The following is an 18910-nucleotide window of genomic DNA, read 5'->3' on the forward strand; positions in this document are numbered from 1 at the left end:
GCGGGTAAAGCGGCAGGGGTCCATCCGGCTCACGGCCGGACAGTCCAGTCAGTGGCGGGGCGGCAGGGGGCTTCCGTCGGCAGAGCGCTCTTCAATCAGCTTTCCGCCCAGAATACGCTCAACCGCCGCGCGGCCGAACACCCCGGATTCTTCGATGGTTTCATCGTCGGCGCTTGGAACGTCCTGCACGTAGCTGGTGGCAGTTGATACTGCGCGTGCGGGTGCCTTGGCGCGGCCGGCCTCAGCTTCCGGGCTGTTGGACAGCCGCTGGTAGAGGCTTTGCCGGCCGTTCCCTGCTGAAGGGGACGCAACAGGAGAAGGTGCGCCGGCCCTGGACGGGACGGCCGCAGGCACAGCGGCAGGCGCCGGCCGTGCAGCGGTGGCGGGACCTGCAGCGGGCACAGCAGCGGCCATCGCGTATTCCGGCGCCCGGACCTGTTCCGCCCCCGACGGCGTTCGTAGCTCCGCCCCGGACGGGGTGACCTGTGACCGATCCGCGAGTGCCGCCGCAGGGACAGCGGCAAGACCCCAGTCCGGTTCGGTGGTCGCCCCCGGTGACGTGACGGGAATGGACGGGGGAACCTGGGCAGTGGCTGGTTCGTAGCGGGGTGCTGGAACCTGCCCGGCCTCCGCGTCCATGGAGGCGGAAGCAGGGAACCTTCCTACGTTGCTTTCGTTTCCAACCACCCACACGCCAGGTGCTTGTTCCACTGCACGGGCCCAGGGGTCCTGGGCTGCGTCATTCGCCGCAGGCTTATGCGCTGCCGTTAGTGCTCCGGGGGAAGCAGTGGCCGGGGAAGCCCCGGACGGGGAAGCCTGAACGGGAGATCCCGGGGTGCCGGGTCCTCCGGCAGTGCTGGTGTCCGGCGAGGGCGGGGGTGCAGGTGGGCGCCGGTCCGCAGGTGCCGATGAAGGCTCCCAGTCCATGGGAGGTTCCTCGTCCAGCGGAGGAGCGTCTTCATCCCGGGGCGAACCCCAGTCGTCGTCCGAGTACGAGTAATCGCCCTCCAGCGGAGGATAGGAGTTCGAGCGGGCGGCAGTGGTGGCCGGAGCCGCCTGCTGGGAGCCGTCGGCCGCGGGGCGCCGGGTTAGGCCCCCGGGGCCATAGGAATCCGGAGCTGGCGCAGAAGGTGCGGGCACAGAAGGCGCAGCCATAGAAGATGCCGGCACAGAAGTTGCGGGCACAGAAGATGCCGGCCCCGCGGATCCGGTGGTTGCCGGTGCGCCGGACCGGGAGGCTTCAGGAGCAGGAGCAGGAGCAGGAGCAGGAGCAGGGGCAGGAGCCGGGCCGGGTGCAGGAGCAGGTGTGGGCGCGGTTGGGTTTGGCGCGGGCGGGGCAGGAGCAGGGGCCAGGCCCCAGGCCACGTCAGCGGACGTGGGGGCCGCCGCTTCGCTCATTGGTGCTTTTGGGTTTGGGTCAGAGCTCGCTTGCTTTGCGCCACCGGCAACAGCGTTGATCTGGCAGTCAATCCCGACTGTCTTATGAATCGCCTGGCGCAGGTTTTCGGCGTGGTCAGCCCGCCCGAAGGCGCCAGCGAGTCCGGACGTGGTGAACGACAACGTGAGGACGGAGCCGTCGAAAGCACTCACCTGCGCGTTGGGCTCCACCAGTGCCCACGTGCTGCGCTTGATCCTGGACAGAGTCTGCAGGACATCGTGCCAGGCGCGGCGGAGTACCTCGACGTCCCCCATCGCCGGGGGAGCGGGGCGCGCCTGGGCGGAGGAGCCGGCAGCGGAGGCAGATCGCTGCGGGGGGCTTTCGCCTGCGGGAGTGGTGTCAGTCTGCCCACGACCGGTGGAGGAAGGCGCTCCTGCTTCCGGGTGGGGAGCCTGTCCGGCGGGAGGCAGGGCGGCGACCGGGGCAGGGCGCTCCGGGGAGTGGCCCTCTGGAATTGGGCGGGCAGGAGCCTGGCGTACGGGACCGGGCTGCCCAGGCGAATGGCGGCCGGCTGAGGGCGCTTCAACCGGCCAGTCGCTGGTGGTCACGCGGGGAGGGGTAAGGGGAGCCCCGGCACCTGCATCCGAAGTTGCGATGCCGGCAGGTGCGGGAACCTCCGGGCGCGGTTCAGCGGAAGTGCGTTCGGGAGCGGAGGCTGGTTCAGACGTGGCCTGCTGAATCGATGTGGCCTGCTGGGGCTGGTTCTGCCGCGGTGAGGCCGCCACCTGCGGCGGGGCGGAAGGCGCAGGGTTAGCGGTGGACGCAACTGGAGACGCCGCGGGGGCGCCGACGTCGTTCCCTGCATAGTTGAAGCGCCGTTCCACACGGTCTATCCGGGCAGCCAGGCCGCGCTCGTTCTGGTCGGAGGTGGGCAGCAGGATCCTGGCGCAGAGCAGCTCAAGGTGCAGCCGCGGGGATGTAGCACCCGTCATCTCGGTGAGCGCCGTGTTTGTGACGTCCGCGGCCCGCGACAGCTCTGCTGAACCAAGGTTGTGGGCCTGGTTCTGCAGCCTGGCGATCTGGTCCGCTGGCATCCCGCGCAGGATGGTGTTCGCGCTTTCCGGCATGGCCTTGACGATGATCAGGTCGCGAAAACGCTCCAGCAGGTCTTCAACGAAGCGGCGCGGGTCGTGACCGGTCTGGATCACCCGGTCCACCGCCCGGAATACCGTGGCGGCATCGGAAGCAGCCACCGCCTCAACCACATCATCCAGCAGCGAGGCGTGGGTGTAGCCCAGCAGCGCGACCGCAAGCTCGTAATCAAGCCCGTTGGACCCGGCGCCTGCCATGAGCTGGTCCAGGACGGACAGCGAATCACGGACGGACCCGCCGCCGGCGCGGATCACCAGCGACAGGACGCCGGGGGCCACGGGGACGTTCTCCTGGTTGCACAGGAGTTCGAGGTAGGCCATCAGGGGCTCGGGCGGCACCAGCCGGAAGGGGTAATGGTGCGTGCGGGAGCGGATGGTCCCGATAACCTTGTCCGGCTCGGTGGTGGCAAAGATGAACTTGATGTGCTCCGGCGGTTCTTCGACGATTTTCAACAGCGCGTTGAAGCCCGCGGACGTGACCATGTGCGCTTCGTCGATGATGAAGATCTTGTAGCGGTCCCGGACAGGGGCAAAGGTGGCCCGTTCACGAAGATCGCGGGCGTCGTCCACACCACCGTGGCTGGCGGCATCGATCTCGATGACGTCCAGCGATCCCGACCCGCCGCGGGCCAGTTCGATGCAGCTGGGGCACTGGCCGCAAGGGGTGTCCGTGGGGCCTTCAGCGCAGTTGAGGCAACGGGCCAGGATGCGGGCGGACGTGGTCTTGCCGCAGCCTCTGGGGCCGGAAAAGAGGTAGGCGTGGTTGACGCGGTTTTTCCGCAAAGCCGTCATGAGCGGCTCGGTGACATGCTCCTGCCCGATGACGTCGGCGAACGAGTCGGGACGATATCTGCGGTAGAGGGCGGTAGTAACTGTCACAGAGAAAACCCTACCAATCCGGGCCGACATCCTGCCGCCCTGTGGGGGAATAGTAAAGACCCCCCATGCACCCGCCAGAGCCCGTCTACCCTTGCTACCTTCCGGTCCTGGGGGAGTTCAACAGGATGACGCCACATGAGGGGCCGTCAGATACTTTACCCGATCATCGGGCACGGTTCGAATCGGGCCCCGGGGGCCAGCCTTCCACCCGCCAACTCATGAATGCCGGTTCCTCGTAGGGGTGGGCCGCCCGCAACGCTGCAACCACCCCTGACAGCAGCCGCTCCTCGACCACGCACTCGATTCTGTCCTCAGGCACCTCCTCCGGCCTGCCGGCTTCCCCCAGAAAAGGCCTGGCGCCGTCCTGCGGGAAGAAGCGGCCGGTGCCAGGAGATGTGAAGGAGCAGTGCGAATAGTTTCCGATCCGCCCTGCGCCGGCGTCGCCGATGGCCGCCAGGACAAGTTCTGTATGGGTTCTGGGCGAATAAATCACCAGGGCATGGAGCTGGGTCATGGATCCACTGTGCCGCAAGGTCAGGCAGATTCCCCGGATTTTCATTGCTTATCCAAGCGGCACCCACGATCATGGGTATGTACACCGATTGGGGCAATCTCAAGATTGTGAGCTGCGTGGCCTGGCTGAACGGGGCCGGACCCGGCAGCTCAACGGAGGTACCTACGGAATGGGCGCGTTGGGGGCGTCCATTTCTGGTTAAGCCGCCGGACCCTGTCGTCCCCAGCCCTAACGTATGGTCCAGGGATCCCCCGGCGGCACCCAATTTGGGCTATGCGCAAAACGTCAGGTAGTCTTGTACCTGCTTTTGATTCAGAAGCAGTTGGAGAATTCGCCTAGCGGCCTATGGCGCACGCCTGGAACGCGTGTTGGGTTAACGCCCTCGGGGGTTCAAATCCCCCATTCTCCGCCACAAGAAAAGCGGCTCTGACCTGCGGAAACGTAAGTCAGGGCCGCTTTCTTTTTGTCTCATGCAAACAGCTATGCAATAGGGGCTAGATGGAGGGCTACGACAGCAGTTGGCTAAGCCTTGCAACAGCATCACGCTGCATTGTGGGAGTCACGTGTGAGTAGATGTTCATCGTGGTGCTGATGTTGGAGTGTCCTAGGCGCTCCTGCACAACTTTCGGATGAACACCCGCCTCTAGTAGCAGAGTTGCGTGGGTGTGCCTCAATTCCTTGAGTGTCACTGCTTTGAGGTTCTCCTCGCCGAGGGCCTTACGAGCGTTAACCACCCGCGTCCGCCAGCGGCGGCCCACTTCATTCGGAGACCGAATCTCTCCCGCCACGTTTCCAAAAATATAGGCATCGGATCGAACTAGCTCAAGTGAAAGGGTTCCACGCTTCCGCTTGTATCGCTGGAGTACGTCAGCAGTCGCGTCGTCTATGTCGATTGGCCTGGCGCCGTTCGCTTTCGTGCTCTTGGTCTGGTTGCGCTTGATCGTGTCGGCCGCCCGCCTGACGCTGATCCTCAGGTTTTTTGCATCAAGGTCGGACCAACGCAAGGCCAGTGCCTCACTTCGCCGCATGCCCGTCTGCGCTATCACGTGCCACAAAGGGTGCAGATCATCTAGGTAGATGTCTCGATCCCACTGCATGAAGCCATTCAGCTCCGCTGGCGTCCACGTTACAATTTCTGGCTTAGCGGCTCGAATCTGCTTTCCTGTAGGGGCGTTAACCGTCTTCGTCTTGCGTGCAACGTTGATGCCAATAAGCCCGTCGTTAACGGCTAAATCCAGCATCGCCCCTATAAGTACGTGTACCTTGCTCACACTGTTGGCAGAAAGCGGATCGCCCACGTGCCCTGCATCTTTTCGCCCGGACTCTCGTAACTCCCTGTAGTGCCGCTGTAGTCGAGTTGCGGTCAGGTTGTCGAGTCTCACGCTGCCGAGATAGGGAGTCACATGGTTTCGAGCCATTTTTCGGTACCCGTACATCGTGGAGCTTTCCAGCTGAAGGCCGTCCAGCCACTGTTCTATGTAGGTTCCAACTGTCGGAGTTCCTGTCGCCGTAAAAGCCAGCTGGTTCTTGAGCTTCTTCCTAGCCTCCTGAAGCGCGTCGTCTGCCTCCGAAGCGGTGGCGAAGCCACCCTGGCCTGTAAGACGCATACCGTCCTCCGGGTGCTCTGGGTCCCTGGGCACCATGAGCTGCCACCGCCATCGTGTACCGGCTTTGATCGTGTACTTGGTAATCGACCCAGCGCCTCGACGACGGGTGCGTGTCTGAGCCCTAGGCATTGTCAGCCGCCCGGACGATAGTCACAGTCCGCATATCAGGGCTATCAGTGATGGGTTTAGGCGGCTCAACACCCCAACGCCTGCGGATCTCATCTTCTATACGTCGGGACTCTGCGTGGGCCGCGGCCGCGGCGTCCCGGTAGTGCTTTACCAGATCTTTTTGGTTCTTTATGTCCATTGCATCGGCCATGACGACCGCCTCGTAGAACTTTTCACGCTGCGCCTCATGTTCATTGAACTTAGCAATCACCCCGATGGGGTGTTCCTCCGTGGGTGGTTGTCCATCGCCTCGTACCCAACGGGCTGCACGCCATGTACTCACGGTGTTAGCGGGCAGTATTTCGACCTCACTTTCAATGCCTAGGGGCAGGATCAATAAGAGCGGGGTGGTCTGCAGGGCTTCGGCGATCACGAGGATTTCGGCCAGAGAGATGCCTTTGCGGCGGCCGTTTTCCATGTTCGCAAGGGTGGTCCGCAGCATGGGGTATCCAAGCGCCACGCACGCGTCCGCCAGATCCTGATAGCTCATTTTCAGTGCGATGCGGCGTCCCTTTATGCGAGACATGACGCCTGTGGTAAGCCGCTCAGGCCAATCTTCGGGTGGGAGCAAATTCTGAGAAGTGTTCATGAATCATGACGATACACGTGCTTTTGGCATGAATCTACTTGCCAGAACATTTTTAACCGTGTAGAACTTTGCTGTACACAAAAAAACACGATGAAAGCGATGATGTGCGGAATTATGGACAAGGACCTGATGGTAGAAACGCTCGAGGATCTGAAGCGCTCAACCAAGGCGGCTGTAACGAGAACCGAGGTCGCCGCTTTGTTTGGTGTGGACCCGCGCTCTGTCGACCGAGCGATTGAGGCTGGAGACATTCGGTGCGTTCGCTTTGGCAAACGCGTGATGATTCCCAGGGAGCCGCTCCTGGCCCTACTTTCCGCACGTGAATAGGTCAGGACGTAGTTGGTTTGACCTGTTGCCGGTGCAGCTCACGTACTGATCATGAGCACAAGCCGACTTACGCGAATGACTAGCAACATCGCAGTAGGCCGCTGCTGGAGGGCGGCCCCACTTGGCTGGACCGAAGAGCAACAGATCGCGGGAGCGAGCGGATCCGCCCACCAATTCCATGGAGCTCTAGACGCGGGTCCCGGTCAATCGCGGTGCCCACTCGTCTGCGATCGCTGTTTCTGAACTGAACCTTCGAAGTCCGGCACTGGACTAACTAGAAATTTGAGGAAAACACAATGAAAGATACGACCCCTAGCCACGCATCCGTTTTGACTGCTCTGAGTTCGGGCCCGGAGACCATCCTGCGAGAATATTCCGCTGGCGTTCTTGGTCGGCGGGAGGACAACTTGCAAGGTGGCGCGCCAGGCCAGAAGGATGACCTCTTGTTGGCTGGGTTACATGCACAGGCGAGTGCGGATGCCGCGATGATTGCTGGGCTAACCGGGCGAGCTTCGGTGGCATTTCAACGTGCGCAGGCACGACTTCCCGTGGCTGAAGCAATGATGCGGCGCGCGGCGCTGATACCCGATCACATACCCGCACCCTATGTTGTCGTCACATTGCAGGGCAGTGGATTCTATCAATTGACTGTTGAGCCCGGACGCTCGCAGAGGTTCGCGCTGAAGCCCAGTTGGTGGCGGGCGACGGGGCGACAGAAGCAAGCCGCATTCGACCACGCGTTGCAGTTGATGGGTTATCACCGGACGGGGCCCTGGCAATCCTGTGCTGCCGGGAGCCGCGATATCGGCATTTCCATTCTGCAAGCACTCATCGGGCCGATTGGGGCTAAGAATGCTTAAGCAACAGGATGCTTGGGGCGACCCCGCCTTCCAGGACGAGGCTGTTGCAGGTCCTTGGGGAGAGTTTGCTACTCCGAAAATTACAGAAGATGAACCGATTCCGTTGCGCTTGGAACCAGCGGGACCGCCATTTCCGGTGGAGATTCTGCCCAAATGGTGGGGTGCTTACGTCACCGCGTTGGCAGTGGCGACTCAAACTCCGGTAGACCTTTCGGCGTCGGTCAGTCTCGGGGTTATGGCGGCGTGTGCTGCGGGTCGGGTCCGAGTGCGATTGAATCGGAGTTGGACTGAACCACTGAACCTTTACACGGTCGCTGCAATGGCCCCAGGGAATCGTAAGTCCGGAGTCTATAAGGCGGTGACTTGGCCGCTTCGCACGTTCGAAAAGGACCTGATCGAGTCTGTGCGTACGGAAATTCGACAACAGGAAACAACTAAAAAACTCCGTGAGGACAAGGCGGAAAGGCTTCGTAGGGATGCGTTGAAGGATGCTGCCGCGGAAGGGGAGTATCTACAAGCCGTTCGCGAGGCGGATGAGAGCCAGGTTGCCCCTGCACCCCGGCTCATGGTCGACGATGCGACCCCGGAAGCCATCGCGTCATTGGCGGCATCGCAGGGAGGCCGAATCGCCATAGCATCAGCGGAGGGCGGTATTTTCGACATCTTTGCTGGGCGGTATAGCGGTGCACCGAATATGGAGGTTCTGCTTAAGGGCCATTCTGGCGACTCTCATGTGATAGACCGCAAGGGCAGGGAAAGTGAACGCATTGACTCATTGACGGTAACCATGATCCTTACGGTCCAGCCCTCGGTGCTGCGACAAATCGGGTCCCAGTCGGTCGATAAGTCGAGAGGTGAACTGGAAAGGTTTCTTTACTGCCTTCCCAGATCACACGTGGGGTTTCGTAACATCGATGCTGCTCCGGTCCCGGAGGAGACAGAGCTGGCTTACCGAGAACGGGCGTTGGAGTTGGCAGCCCGGCTTTATTCGGTGCCGGGTGAACCTGCACTCACTCTCGAGCCAGGCGCCGACGACGTCTTCCGGTCGTGGCAGATCGAAGTGGAACAGGCGCTTCGCCCGGAGGGAAAGCTTGGGAGTCCCCGACTGATCGGCTGGGGATCGAAGCTTGTTGGGGCAACAGCCAGGTTTTCGGGCATCCTTCATTTGGCCGGCGGGTATCCGATCGAGATCCCGATCAGTGGCGAGACGATGGAGGCCGCCGTGAGTCTTGGGCGGTACTACGCCGGTCACGCTGACGCGGCCTTTACGATGATGTCGGACCATGAGAATCACCGATCGGCGGGTATGTTGCTTGCCACAATTCGCCGTTATCGCTTGGCTGAGTTCAGCCGGACCGAACTCATGTCCAAGGCTTCCAGGTCGACGTTTCCGGATGCTGAATCTCTACGCCAAGCGTTGGGAGTGCTGACAGACCATGGTTGGGTGACGGCCCTGACCATGGATGAGAGGGAAGGGCCTGGGCGCCGACCTTCTCCAAGATATAGGGCCCACCCAAGTGCTCTCCGGTAGGAGAATCGGCCAGATCGAGTCGTGGCCGCGGGTCGTGCTTGAATTCCGCATGGCTACTAATGAATCAATGGAAATCAGAATCATGATATCGTTATGGCAAAGCATCCAAAACATGAAACCAGCCCGAATCTCTTGTAGAGTTCGGGAGGGGTCACCCGTATCCAGCGCAGTCCGCGCAGGATAGCCAAGATCGGTGAGCCGCACCTGGGCGGTCGCTATGGCAATAAGTGATGAGACGAATTTCCTGACTGGCGCGAGGAGCCATACCGTATCAACAGCCTTCCTTGCCCGGCGGGATCTTCCAGGTCGGACCCAAATGCGACACTGGTACGCATGGACGACAACAGAACATCAATGGCTATACGGGCGCAGGTCAAGCGCAGGCGTGAGGAAATGGGGCTGACCGCCGAGGAGTTCGCTGAGCGACTGGGCTGTACTGTCGCGGCACTCAGGTCGCTCAAGTTCAACGATTCCGACAACGAGCTGCGGGAGAAGATTGAGAAAGTTCTCGAATGGCGGCGCGGCAGCATCTCGGACATGTGGGAATCCCGAACTAACGCCGAGACGATCACCGACCTCAAGGTTCCCGATGAATCGGAGCACCCCGACCTCTGGGGTGCGACCGGACCCTCACAGAGGCCGGCGGCCCATCTCTCAGACGCCGAGTTGACTGCGGAGTTCGCCTACCGGCTCCTACGCAAGACAGCGGATGTGGCCTACCGGCTTATAACCAGGAGGCAGTACCAGCGGCTCCACATGGAAACATCGAAGATGACCAGAAGCTCTGATCGGATCGCTGACGAATAACACCCGCTGCAAGAGCCGGACATCACTTTCCCAGTTCCGGCTCTTGCCATTTTCAAGAATCAGTTTCCAGAATCGAAGGATTCCGTCGGAGCAGTGGGCCGCCTCCCAGACCGGCAAACAGCAAACACAAGATTCGTTAGCAGAGCCTCGCAAGGCACACTCAAGCATTCGGTTGACATGGGACCGGTAGGTAGCCGTGTCTAGCCGGGCCACCGGGCACTTAGGCTGTTTTTTGGCTTGGCGAGGAACCGTACTTCAGTAGCCGTGCTAGACAGGGTTGGTGTAGCGGAAGGTAAGCAACGCCACCCCCTCTGGCTTGCGCCCCTGAGAACACTTCTTCTTGGTTCGCGGTCGGGAAAGGCATGACTTCCGTCCGGGAAATTTCCCCGCGGCAGTTGGCGAACTGAAGTGGGTGAGGCGAGTGCGTCTTCGTGAGCAGCAGGAAGGCAGACTAGCTGGCCACAAGTCCCATGGTTATTGCCTTCTCGGTTCCTGAAAATCCGTTGGGAGTTTTCCAGCAGACGATTATCCCTAATTCGTCGAGCAACTCAACGAATGCTTCGTTAGGGAAAGCGTCGTACACCGCGAGAAGTGGGGCATCCGAATTCTCCGGCCTCAGAAACTTCCTATATTCGAATAGTTGGCCGATGGACTCTCGTACACCCGACGCAGGATGCCGCGCATCCAAGATCTTGATTTCAACTAGTACTTCGGAGTCGTTGGAGAGTAGAACCAGATCAATAGGATGGTGGTTAGTGGCGGGGACGAAGCCGCGGGCCTTCTCGAATTCCCCAAAGTCTCTGACTAGTTGCTCATGCCGGCGCTGGCGTCGTTGGGGCTCAATGTAAGACCTTGCAGCAATTATGTAGTCGTCGCTGCTCTTTGGTGCAAAGACAGGCTCCCGTTTTGAGTTCTTTGTGCCACCGCGCGCCGGAGTAGCGAACGAGCCGGAGGCCCTCTTCAATGCATCTTCCTTCGCCGTAACGGCGGAATCATATATATCCAAGAAGAGGTCTAGTGTTTGCACCAGCTCATTTTCATCAGGGAGGTCATTGAGGTCCCACGTCTTGGCGAGCACATTGCCGGCTTCGTACGATCGCAACAACGTACCGGAACCCAGAGCGATCTGGGCCTCGAGATGTAGAGCAAGTTCCGGTTGCAGTAGACCACGCAGGTGCAAAGCTTCGGCTCGAAGAAGGTCGTTCCCCGAAATCGGCAGTGTCCTTGCCCTCTCAGCCGCTTTTGTGACGCCTTGATTCAGGCTCAGCGAGACTTTCAGACGGTCTTGATCAAACAAGTAAACTATATAAAGGCCCTCGGTTGGGCTCTGGGTCACTTCATCGTTGAGTATTGCAACCCAAAGTCCTAACGGAAGCGCGCCAACTCCCTGACTGATCTTGACGCTATAGCCCGCGGGGAGGCGATCCTGGATAGCTGATTTGAAGTCAGTCAATGACGAAAAGATCGGCTGCTTCAAACCGAGCGGAGACAATCGGTCGTACGTATGTACGCCGATTTCCTGAAGAGCCTGCGTCATTTCCATGAGTTCCTCACAGCTGGTTGTACTTCGTTGAGTTACCCCGAGATTTTTCGACTGGGTACTTGAGCGAGTTCTTGTCGACTTTTGATACGGCCGCCTCCACAAGGTCACGGTTCACGGACTGGGAGAAGCTAATCAGATATAGCAAGACGTCAGCTGCTTCATCCATTGCCCGATTGATCGTCTCTTCTGAAATTTCTTCGTCTGAATCTATCCACTGCAGCTCGGCTGCCAACTCGCCCGCCTCACCACAGATCGCCATCGCGAGGTTCTTGGGAGTGTGAAACTGAGTCCAATCACGCTCATTCCTGAAATTCTCCACGGCGCGCACTAGATCATCGAATCGGTTCGGCATCACATCATGCTAGCCCGTGAGCCCCTGAGCCTGTGAGCCCGTGAGCCTGTACGGCCAGCAAGTTCCATTCGGGCCATTGTGTTCTGAGTCGCGGGACTACTCCGCAGGTCCACGGTGGCATGTTGAGGCCAAAAGTTCCTCGATCCCCCCGAGGTCCAAATGTCCAGGATCGGAGATAAGGCAGATTTGGCTAGTGGATCGATACCTCAAATCGGGTTACTAGCCAGAATGGGTTTTACGGATTCTGCGGATTCTACGGCGCTTCGACACGGGCTGGATGCCGCCCTAGGCGCTGGTCGAAGCCGGGTAGGAACACTCATCGAGGGAATCCCGTCGAGGTACTTGTCTGAACGACTGATGAGAATTACGGATTGTACGGATTGCACGGCGGCGCCTGAGTTCATGCTGACCATGCCAAAACACTCCTTTCTGCTGCCGGACTATGAACAGAGACGTGGTTCTTATGCACTCATGGATGGCGGGTGTTTTTCTACATGCCTTGATAGCCCACGGTTCCCTTCCCCTCTCTTTGCGCGCGTGGTCTTGATTGAGGCATCCCTTTCGTCCGGGCTTATCCAGGAGGATAAATGCAGCCAGTTCCGCTGGGGTTGGCTAACTGGGCTGGGTTTTGAGGGCAGGACTGCTTCGGCTCGGGTCGCCTGGCTGTGGTGGCTAAAACGATCCTTCGATAAGGAGTGTCGGTGCATTTCTGGAAACCATCATCAGCCAAAGACCCTGACCGTAAGGATCCAGTTTCCCGCTATTAATGTCATCACGTGGTCGGCATCCGTTCCGCCGCCGAGGCTCTGATAGCGGATGGGCATGTGATCTCGGTGGGGAGACGGGTTCTCGCAGCAATAATTCAGACACATTCCGCGAAAGTCTGGATCAAGTACTCACGCGTTTGTGGTCGTAAGTGGCCCGTACTTTACAGTCAGAGCCATGGATTGGTGGAAAACCCTCGCGGCAGGGGCAGAGCAATTTCACAAGGATTACCCTGGGACGCTGGAGGTCCTGGGCGTCGTAGTGCCCATCCTGTTGGCGATAGCGCCTGGAATTGTGGCAGTTGTGAGAAGCAAGAGAGCAGCGGCAAACTCGCAGCCAGCCCCAAAGCAGGGGCGCTGGGCATCGACCGTTCTGCGCATTGCCGCCGGCATCGGAAATGTCATCACCCGTCTTAGGACTGATCCCGAGGTAGCTAAGACAGCGATATCAAAAAGGGACACTGAGATCAGTGATCTCAAGGGCCAACTTGCTAAAGCTCGCAAGGATAGCCGCGATGCCGAACAACTCAGGGACCTGGTAGCTGAGCTTGAGGACAAGCTAGCGCAGTCAACGGCAGAAATTGAGCGGCTCAACAAGAATTGGCTTCGCGCGAGGGGCATGGATACCCTTGCTAACCAAAAGTCCTTTGAAGCTATGCGGCCAAAGCACGTCCCCGAGGCAGAGTGGCGCATTCGTCGTACACCTGACACGGGCACCCTGGAATTGTCCAACGTGGGTTTGGGTACCGCGACGGGAGTCGTGGTCAAGACCAATTTCCCCAAGGAGGTTACGCTCAGCGACGCTCATTTCAGTGAGGCGGACAATAGGTTCAGTGAGCTTTTCAAGATTGAGCCCGCATCCTTTCTGGACAATTTTGACCTTGACTTTCACGTGCACTGGTGGGATGAAGCCGGAAGGCCGCAGACCCAAATAAAAAAGGCGGTTGGATCCTAAAATCCAAACCGTCGAATGCGCCCCCGGCCTGTTGGCGCGTGACCATGGAGTAGTAGAAGGTCATTCGTTGCACGAGCTGGGTCTGCGCGGCAGGGAGGGTTGCCGGCATGAGGAGGTGACGTCCAACTCCGATGGCTCGAGCAATCAGTCGCATGCCGTATCACCCTGGCGCAACTACCACGCATGCCGCGGCCCTCATCCGCCTGCGATGGCGTCGCGGCTGTACATTCCGGGCCTGGATTCAGGGGTGCGCCGGGAGTGAGAACCGCCTGCGCCGACTGCCATCGCGTTAGATACCCGCAGTGGCTCCAGCAGCCGTCCCCGTCATCTAGGAATTGACGTCACGGACCATGACACACGCGGCTGCCTTGGCGAGCCGCGGTTCTGTCCTTTGCCACACCTGGCTTCGTACTTGGTTCGTAGCTCTTGCGCCGTACCTTTGTAGCTGCTACGTTGAAGAAGTGGTTATCTACGAAGTTGCTACGAAGGGAGTCACGAAGTGCGGGTAGGTCACGCTGATGCACAGTATATGTTCCGCGAACTGGGGAAGGCACTGGGATACAAAGTCCGCAACACCTGGAACCGGAACCTCCCTACGGACGGAGTGTGGATGTTGCCCGGAAGTGGCCTTCTGCTTCCCAGGGTTCCTGCTGTAGCAATAGAGGTCGCCGTGAGCGAGGGGCCCAAGGCCATCAAGGGGAGTCTGGACATCCTTGCGGAGGTGAGCCCCGCGCTCGGGATACTTCTCATAAACGAGGTCGAGATCCGTCGGTACGAGATCAGTAAGGGGATTGACCCTGAGGTTATCGACCAACGGCTTAACGGTCGTTTCGCATCCGCCCACGACCGCGTTCTGCGCCACCAGCAGCGGATTGAGGTTTGGTCTTACGCTCAACTGCAACACCGCTACCGCCTCGCCACCGGCAATTCTAACCCCGAAACACTCGCCCGCCTCGTGGGCTAGCAGCATCGATAACAACTCACAACAGTGGAGGAAAAAAATGCCTAAGTTCGTTAAAAACTTTTTGATCGAGGACGTCGACTGCATCTCCCGGCGGGGCATCGGCCAGGTCTACAAGGGCCGGATCACCATTGGTGATCTGGCTGATTGCCTGGTTGCCGGTGACATCAAATACGCTCCCAAATATCAGCGCGGCATGAACAGCAAGAAGAAGAGCGACGGCAGTGACTTCGATTCGACCACCTTGCTCGAGATTACGAACGAGGATCTGGACATCCAGATCTCTCGCGCGTCGGCCATTGCTGCTAAATTCCTCATGGGCGACGACGGTGACATTGACCGCGAATTCTTCAACCCGGATATCCTCTGGAACGCTCGCAAGGAGGAGGGCCGACCGCAAGTCGATTATGACCTCAAAAAGCGGACGCTGACTGTGCACTCCACCATTACCATTCCTGACAGCGCCCACCGGCACTATTCGTGCTACCTGCTCAAAAAGTGGCACGCGGATCCCGACAGTATTCCGGATGAGGTCGTTGTCGCTGAGGACGGTGACGCCATCGACGGAGCGTTGTTGCGTGAAGCCATCAAGAGCTTTGACCCCTACGACGACCAGCACAGCAGCGTTTTCGTGACGATCTTCAACGTGCCCGCAGCGCACGAAGGGCGGTTGTTTGACGAGTACAACGTTGAGGGGAAGAAGCCGAGCACGGCCAGCGCTATCGATATGTACGGGGACAAGACAGCAAGCCGCCGATTCGTAGAACACCTGATGAAGCAGTGCTCGATCTTCGACCGCTATGAGATCGAGATGCGGGCCAACACAATCGCTGCAGCGTCCCGCAAGATCACGACTGTGGCCACCCTCGATGTCGCTATCAAGCCGTTCCAGAAGCGGCTTTTGGAACTCGAGGCCAAGAAGAACAAGACGCTGTATGCCGACCTCGTCGACTTTTTCAGCCACTTCTACACAGAATGGTCCAAGCACTACAGCGAATTTCAGCCGACTGCCTCCGGCAAGGCCCGTCAGGAGCTCCGGACGGTCTCGTTCGCAATGTCTAACATCATGTTCTTCCCGATGTTCCGGATGGCCTTCGAACTTTGGGAGGATTACACAGCCAAGGGCATCGACTGGCGCTCTGAAAAGACTTGGCGCGACGGGCTCGCTCGTTTGGCCGGCAACGTCGAGGCGGAGATCGACGGCCAGACAGTGCAGGTGCCGGTCATGGCACGCGACCACGTGGACGCCAGCGGCAACCTTGTCGAAGGAAATCCTGCATGGCGCGGTCTGATCCTCGTTCAGCAGTTTGACGCGACGGGAAGCCCTCGCGGATGGAGCCTCAGCAGCACTCGTCAGACGCGGGACGCGGCATACCATTACCTGATGAAGGTGGCCGGCCTCAGTACGGGCAAGGACAAGTAAGCAAACTCCTTGTTTGCACCGGAGGGGCCTCCTTACGGGGCCCCTCCGGCGCGTCAGGCTTGCGGGCTGAACACGCACTTTGGTTCCTTGGGCGGAGGAGCGTGCAGCCGAGTGTCATCGCATGGTTGACGGGGCGCCCAAGCAGGTCAATCTGCCCACGGCACTTCGTATTCGTAGGAGAGCGGCTTGAGCGCGGCGAACTCCGGCTTCCAACCCTCAAGGAGCCGGGTGTCTCCACCTGAAGTGATTGGAAGGCCTTCCGCATCAAAGGAAAGACTGATGCTGCTTACGATGAACAGGTCGGTGACGAATTCGTCTGCATGCTGAACCTCATTGCGGGTGAGAACGACAGTTGACCCTAGGCTGCGCGTCCCCTTGACCTCGACATGGAGTTCTTCGGTCCCTCGCTCGCACTTAAGATCGTATGGCTTTCCGAGTTCTGTCACGTGCCACCCTTGAGCGGAATAGTGTTCCGTGGCCATGTCTACGGCGTGCTTTTCAATGGCCGCCCGCACAATCGGATCCTGAACTCGTCCTTGGCCGGGTGTCTGCCTAGGGGGATTCGGAATGTCAGACTCAGCGTCGAACGTGGTTTCGGCATAATCATTGCGGTCGAGGGGCCAACGGTTCTGGCCGGCCTGCAATGCCAGTCGATCCAGTTCTGCTCGTGAGAGATCTATGAATACTGCAGACCCTTGAGTATTGATCGATCGATGAAATGCGTGTGCCAGTTCCACGGGGAAGGTCGGCAGAGCGACGTCTTGGGCTACGGCGAGCGGAGTTATGGGGACTCTGTCGGGGTACAAGACTTGTCCCAGTGCGATCTCGTCTGGCCACAGGGGATTTAGATTGCCGGTGGAAGTACTGCCCGCAGCCCTGGTGAGATATACCCTGCCCATGACTCCGTTTTCGTATTCCTCCTTGGGGCGCCGAGGGCTCCCGCTACCATCTGAGTTTTTGTATCCGGTTGCCAGCAACAGGGGTGTTCCGGGCGCAAACTGTGACAGGTCTGTCGGCGTTGTCGTGGTGAAACCCCAGACTCCTGATGAAAGACCGAAGACGAGGTTCGCTTGCGGTGCCTTGTCCTGTCCAACGGTTACGACTGCTACTCTCAACGGTTCTCCTAGATCATGTATGGGAAGTGCGTGCGGAACGGCGCCAAACGAGTTCCGGTACGGCGCCGTGATATGTCCCAACTTGACGTCGTAGGGTCAACTTGCCCCGGGGCAAGGCTTGGGTGAGTTGAGGGAACGGACGGCTCTACATTCCGATAAGGTAATCGAATCGTTCTCGAAGCAGCGGGAACGTGTTGGCCGGAGGAGCGCCCTCCGCCTCTTCGTCTTCCATTGCCGCAACCAGGTTTTCGAAATCCTCGTCGTCCAGGATGATGATGTACCCGTTGCCGTCAGTTGTAGTGGCCTTGCACCTTTCAAGGGCCCTCGGCTTATCAGCAAGTGATCGGCAGGCAAGTATGCCGACCCGTCCTCGATCGTTCGAGAAGCGTCCGGCTAACTGGTCAGTCTCCGGATTCTTGACGTCTTTGCTGTAGTTCTTGCACTCGACAACGATCATTGCAGCCTTGTAGTGCGTGCTAAGCCATCGAAAAAAACCATTCTCCGCGATGTTGTCATAAGTGATGTCGAGCCGCTTCATGCCGTCGTGAATCGGCTGTTCCAGCCTGGCATTACCGAGAGAGGTCTGAAATATCGCACTTAGAAGCGCAGCGACCGCGTGGTGGTAAAGGGTCGCAGATTTCCCTCCGCCAGCTGGGACAGCTCGCATCGCATCCAAGAGTTCTCGGTAATTGACGGCCGGCGTTTTGGTAGTTTCCTCGAACTCCTGGCCGGACATCGGTGGGTTCGGGCGATGGCGCGTTGCTTCCCGGTAGTCTTCAAGTGCCTTGGGGTACTCAAGGCTATGATCGGCGGTGTCTTTTTTAGTGGTTCCCAGCTTCGCATCCAGTTCGCGAAGCAAGACCTTTCTCGTTCCATTCTTGAGAGTCTTGACCAATGCTGAGCCCGCTCGCAGTTCTTCAGCCTCGTAATAGGGGCGGAGATAGTCGCGGTAATACCGTCCCCTATCCATAGCGAGATCCACCCGAACGATTGACTTCGGAACGAGTAGCAACTTATGGTCCCCCGCTCGGGGAAGCGGCACTAGGTCGCTGTCCTGCCAAGCGCGACTCGCGGGGTCCCAGAGGGGGCCTGAGTACTGGTTCTCCGTGTCGATTTCGTGGAACTGGCACTGGTTTTGGGTGTAGCGGATGAGCTCAGTTCGGATTATGCAGGTCGTCATATCGCTGACGATGTCGCGGTCGATCCCAGGTATGAAAAGGGCTGTCTCTTCCAAATCCATAAGAAGCCCGGTCTTTGCTGCATCACTCTCCATCAAGGCCTGAACGAGTTTGTCGCTTGTGCTTTTGTCACCGAGCCCCCGTCCACGCGATTGGCCTTCGCTAACCCCAAGATGGGTCTCGTTCGGCTCCGAGAGGTGCTGGATAAGGTCCTGGGTGGCCTTCACATTTTGCGATGCGATTGCTTGCAGCAGTGAGTCAAAGAACGTTGTGAGCGCAACTTCACAGGCATTAGCAAAGGGACCTGTTTGTTTCCGGAGCGCAGTTGGATCTATATATACGGGGACATCATCCGTGATGTCTACGTCGACGAAGTCGAGTCCGCCTTGTGACACGCCAAGCTTGTAGTACTCAGAAACTCGCAACTTACCCCCCGTAAAACACTCTGGCGCTCTGGCGCCTGCATAGATCGTAACGTCCCGATCCGAGTTCTAAGGGGAAGAGCTAGCACTCCATGCAAATTTCCATGCAATGCCGCAAGCGATTTGGTGTGTATCGCCATGGATTAGGAGGTATGAATCGCATCGAAGGGACGCGCTGCTTCAGCTATTTCGCGGCGAATGGTGCTCTTGGGTGCTTATTTGTCCTTGGGAGTTCAAATCCCCCATTCTCCGCCGGTTGAGAACCCGGTCCCGCCCTGGCGGGGCCGGGTTCTTGCGTTTCCCATTGTCCCCCCGAGTCGGCGGCCACCGACTGGTCTTCTTCGACTTTGGCGCACCTTCTGATCGGTGGAACGTCGACGGCGACA

At 59.2% G+C, this 18910-nt stretch carries 15 protein-coding genes, 1 tRNA gene and 1 other RNA gene; 8 read left to right on the forward strand and 9 right to left on the reverse strand.

Annotated elements, in window-relative coordinates; genetic code table 11:
- Positions 1–48 precede the first annotated feature (48 nt).
- The 3 genes from AC5RUU_RS06760 to AC5RUU_RS06770 form a co-directional block, all read right to left on the reverse strand.
- Entirely contained in the window at positions 49–3438 is a 3390-nt protein-coding gene (locus AC5RUU_RS06760) for a DNA polymerase III subunit gamma and tau (protein ID WP_493974443.1), read from the reverse strand.
- A gap of 21 nt (positions 3439–3459) precedes the next feature.
- Positions 3460–3556: signal recognition particle sRNA small type (ffs, locus tag AC5RUU_RS06765), an RNA gene on the reverse strand.
- Between the two features lie 15 nt (positions 3557–3571).
- Entirely contained in the window at positions 3572–3922 is a 351-nt protein-coding gene (locus AC5RUU_RS06770; RefSeq protein WP_493974444.1) for a hypothetical protein, read from the reverse strand.
- Between the two features lie 324 nt (positions 3923–4246).
- Between AC5RUU_RS06770 and AC5RUU_RS06775 the strand changes: the two genes are divergently transcribed.
- A tRNA-Ser gene (locus AC5RUU_RS06775) sits at positions 4247–4334 on the forward strand.
- Between the two features lie 94 nt (positions 4335–4428).
- Here the strand turns inward: AC5RUU_RS06775 and AC5RUU_RS06780 are convergent.
- Together AC5RUU_RS06780 and AC5RUU_RS06785 are read right to left on the reverse strand one after the other, a co-directional pair.
- Positions 4429–5529: a tyrosine-type recombinase/integrase gene (locus tag AC5RUU_RS06780; RefSeq protein WP_493974445.1), complete on the reverse strand. Its 1101-nt coding sequence runs from the start codon at positions 5527–5529 to the stop codon at positions 4429–4431.
- 121 nt (positions 5530–5650) lie between these two features.
- On the reverse strand, positions 5651–6286 hold the full coding sequence (locus AC5RUU_RS06785; protein ID WP_493974446.1) for a helix-turn-helix domain-containing protein: 636 nt from the start codon (positions 6284–6286) through the stop codon (positions 5651–5653).
- A gap of 90 nt (positions 6287–6376) precedes the next feature.
- Here AC5RUU_RS06785 and AC5RUU_RS06790 point away from each other — a divergent pair, with 90 nt between their 5' ends.
- The 4 genes from AC5RUU_RS06790 (at position 6377) to AC5RUU_RS06805 (ending at position 9811) form a co-directional block, all read left to right on the forward strand.
- Entirely contained in the window at positions 6377–6613 is a 237-nt protein-coding gene (locus AC5RUU_RS06790) for a helix-turn-helix domain-containing protein (protein ID WP_493974447.1), read from the forward strand.
- A 296-nt stretch (positions 6614–6909) separates the two neighbouring features.
- Positions 6910–7473, forward strand: a complete 564-nt coding sequence (locus AC5RUU_RS06795; RefSeq protein WP_493974448.1) for a hypothetical protein — start codon at positions 6910–6912, stop codon at positions 7471–7473.
- Positions 7466–9004: a YfjI family protein gene (locus AC5RUU_RS06800; RefSeq protein WP_493974449.1), complete on the forward strand. Its 1539-nt coding sequence runs from the start codon at positions 7466–7468 to the stop codon at positions 9002–9004. The genes AC5RUU_RS06795 and AC5RUU_RS06800 overlap by 8 nt, the downstream gene beginning before the upstream one ends.
- A gap of 333 nt (positions 9005–9337) precedes the next feature.
- A complete protein-coding gene (locus AC5RUU_RS06805; RefSeq protein WP_493974450.1) occupies positions 9338–9811 on the forward strand; it encodes a hypothetical protein in 474 nt (157 codons plus the stop codon).
- A 451-nt stretch (positions 9812–10262) separates the two neighbouring features.
- Here the strand turns inward: AC5RUU_RS06805 and AC5RUU_RS06810 are convergent, their stop codons facing one another.
- Together AC5RUU_RS06810 and AC5RUU_RS06815 are read right to left on the reverse strand one after the other, a co-directional pair.
- Positions 10263–11354 (reverse strand): MrcB family domain-containing protein, encoded by a 1092-nt coding sequence (locus tag AC5RUU_RS06810; RefSeq protein ID WP_493974451.1) that lies wholly within the window; start codon positions 11352–11354, stop codon positions 10263–10265.
- A 7-nt stretch (positions 11355–11361) separates the two neighbouring features.
- On the reverse strand, positions 11362–11706 hold the full coding sequence (locus AC5RUU_RS06815) for a nucleotide pyrophosphohydrolase (protein WP_493974452.1): 345 nt from the start codon (positions 11704–11706) through the stop codon (positions 11362–11364).
- Positions 11707–12648: 942 nt separating this feature from the next.
- Between AC5RUU_RS06815 and AC5RUU_RS06820 the strand changes: the two genes are divergently transcribed.
- The 3 genes from AC5RUU_RS06820 to AC5RUU_RS06830 all read left to right on the forward strand — a co-directional run bounded on the left by AC5RUU_RS06820 (position 12649) and on the right by AC5RUU_RS06830 (position 15809).
- Positions 12649–13425, forward strand: a complete 777-nt coding sequence (locus AC5RUU_RS06820; RefSeq protein ID WP_493974453.1) for a hypothetical protein — start codon at positions 12649–12651, stop codon at positions 13423–13425.
- A 529-nt stretch (positions 13426–13954) separates the two neighbouring features.
- Positions 13955–14389, forward strand: coding sequence for a hypothetical protein (locus tag AC5RUU_RS06825; RefSeq protein ID WP_493974454.1), 435 nt, complete (start codon positions 13955–13957; stop codon positions 14387–14389).
- Positions 14390–14426: 37 nt separating this feature from the next.
- Complete coding sequence (locus AC5RUU_RS06830) at positions 14427–15809, forward strand: DNA sulfur modification protein DndB (RefSeq protein ID WP_493974455.1); 1383 nt, start codon at positions 14427–14429, stop codon at positions 15807–15809.
- A gap of 146 nt (positions 15810–15955) precedes the next feature.
- Here the strand turns inward: AC5RUU_RS06830 and AC5RUU_RS06835 are convergent, their stop codons facing one another.
- Both AC5RUU_RS06835 and AC5RUU_RS06840 read right to left on the reverse strand, forming a co-directional pair.
- Entirely contained in the window at positions 15956–16924 is a 969-nt protein-coding gene (locus AC5RUU_RS06835) for a protein NO VEIN domain-containing protein (RefSeq protein ID WP_493974456.1), read from the reverse strand.
- Between the two features lie 145 nt (positions 16925–17069).
- Positions 17070–18527 carry a DUF8370 family protein gene (locus AC5RUU_RS06840; RefSeq protein WP_493974457.1) on the reverse strand — a complete coding sequence of 486 codons (1458 nt, stop codon included), beginning with the start codon at positions 18525–18527 and terminating at the stop codon, positions 17070–17072.
- Positions 18528–18910 lie beyond the last annotated feature (383 nt).

It is taken from the genome of Arthrobacter sp. K4-10C (assembly GCF_059090085.1).